At 50.3% G+C, this 2,176-nt stretch carries 2 protein-coding genes; both read left to right on the top strand.

The features are described from left to right. Nucleotides 1-103: 103 nt before the first annotated feature. Nucleotides 104-1,648, top strand: coding sequence for an IS21 family transposase (gene istA, locus ACTRXG_RS16800; protein ID WP_474286061.1), 1,545 nt, complete (start codon nt 104-106; stop codon nt 1,646-1,648). Next, the coding region (locus ACTRXG_RS16795) for an ATP-binding protein (RefSeq protein ID WP_474286060.1) at nt 1,645-2,176 on the top strand (532 nt) is incomplete at its 3' end. The genes istA and ACTRXG_RS16795, both read left to right, overlap by 4 nt.

The following is a 2,176-nucleotide window of genomic DNA, read 5'->3' as shown; positions in this document are numbered from 1 at the left end:
TTGCTTGATTCGATTTTACACTTTTGCTCCATCAATCTGATCCTTTAGTAAAATAGATAATGACGTTATTTTACTGGGGGTCAGGAACTTGGAGGAGAAATTAGTGTTATATGTCAAGATTCAGGAATTACAAAAACGAAAGTTGAAAGTCACACAGATCGCTCAAGAGTTAAAGATATCCAGACCGACGGTCTATAAATATTTAGAGATGACGCTACAGGAGGCACGAGCCTTCATCGAGCAACCCCATCGAAGAACCAAGAAGTTAGACGGGTATAGCGACTGGATACGTGCCTGGCTGGAAGAATATCCGCACTTGAGTGGGGCTCAAGTTCATGATTGGCTTCTGGAGAGATATCCCGACCTCACGGTCGGGGGAAGCACGGTTCGCTCGTATGTAAAAGACGTCCGGGAAAGGTATCAGATCGAGAAGCGGGTCAAGATTCGTCATTATGAAGCGGTCCCGGAGCAGCCGATGGGAAAACAACTCCAGGTGGACTGGGGAGAAACCAAACAGAAGACCACCGAGGATCAAGAAATCAAACTGTATTTCATTGCGTTTGTCCTCGCTCACTCCAGACAGAAATACATGGAATGGCAGACCCGTCCTTTCACGACAAGCGACGCGATCCGGTGCCATGAACATGCCTTTCAATTCTACGGAGGGCGCACGGAGGAGATCGTCTATGACCAGGATCATGTCATTGCCGTTAGTGAGAACGCTGGCCAACTACTTTTAACCACAGCGTTTCAACAATATGTGAACGAGCGCAAATTTCACGTTCATTTATGCCGACGGGCGGATCCGGAATCCAAAGGGATGATCGAAAATGTCGTCAAATATATCAAAGGCAATTTCGCCGACAGTCGTGTTTTCCGGGATATTGAGGACTGGAACCGTCGAGGGCTCCAGTGGCTCGAGCGCACGGGAAACCATCAGGTGCATCAAACAACGAAAAAAAGACCGGCCGAAGTGTTTCTCCTTGAAAAGCAACACCTACAGCCCGTCTCCTCGTTCCTTTCCGTGGAAAGGTCGAACAATCAAAGTATAACAAGAAGGGTCAGCAAGGACAATACGATTCGTTATCAATCCAACCGTTATTCCGTCCCTCTCGGGACGTATCAACCCACGGGAGAGAATCTGGTGGTGATTGAGGTAAACGAGCACGAGCCCAAGACATTGGTGATTCGCCCATCATTGGAGGGCGATATCATTGCCAAGCATGAATGCAGCATGGACAAAGGAAAGCTCATCCAAAACCGCCATCACATCCGTGATCGTTCCCAAGGCCTCGGGGAGCTTGAACAGCAGTTGGTCTCCCGGTTTCAACATCCTCCCAAAGCCGCTGCTTATTTGGCGGAAATCCGTCAGCGATACCCAAGGTATCGGCGGGATCAATTGGCGATCATGGACCGGGTGGTGCAGCAGTATCCCGCCTTCATCGATGCGGCGCTGGCCAGGTGTATGGCTGAAAACCTATATAGTGCCAACCATTTTCGGGACGTCGCCCTTTATCTTCAGCGCTCCGAGCATCCGGTGGCGCCGGAGCCGACAGCTGCGGCTGTCCCTCCCGTCATCCCTGTGGGGATGACGGCCTCGACCCGTGCGCTCCATACATACACGAAGATTTTAGGAGGCCAGGCATGAAAAATTGGACGGTGAAAGAACTTCAGCATCAATTTCGTCAGTTGCGTCTAGCGGAAACGGCCGAGGAGCTTCCCCAGCTGCTTCGCGAAGCGGAAAAAGCGTCCTGGACCTATGTCGAATTGTTGGAAGCGATGACGCGGCATGAACGAACCAAACGGGAAGCGAAAAACCTGGAAAAACGACTGAAATGGGCACGCTTCCCTTTCGGGAAGCAATTGGATACCTTTGAACTGTCGGGCCAACACATGGTAACTGCCCGGCAGCTGGCCCAGCTCCGGGAATTAAGCTGGCTGGAACAACAATACAATATCATTCTCCTGGGCCCGCCGGGCATCGGAAAAACCCATATCGCCATTGGATTGGGAATGGAAGCCGTTCATCGAGGATTTCATGCGTACTTCGTGACCATGGGAGAACTTCTCCAGCTCTTAAAAACAGAAGAATACCTGAACAAAGCCAAAGTACAACTCAAACGCATGAGAAGCGCTGATTTAGTGATTATCGATGATCTCATGTATATGGCCATGG

This window comes from Marinococcus sp. LNSP9103-4 (assembly GCF_056034345.1).
Note: the sequence above shows the minus strand (reverse complement) of the source record. Positions and strands in the feature narration are given on the sequence as shown.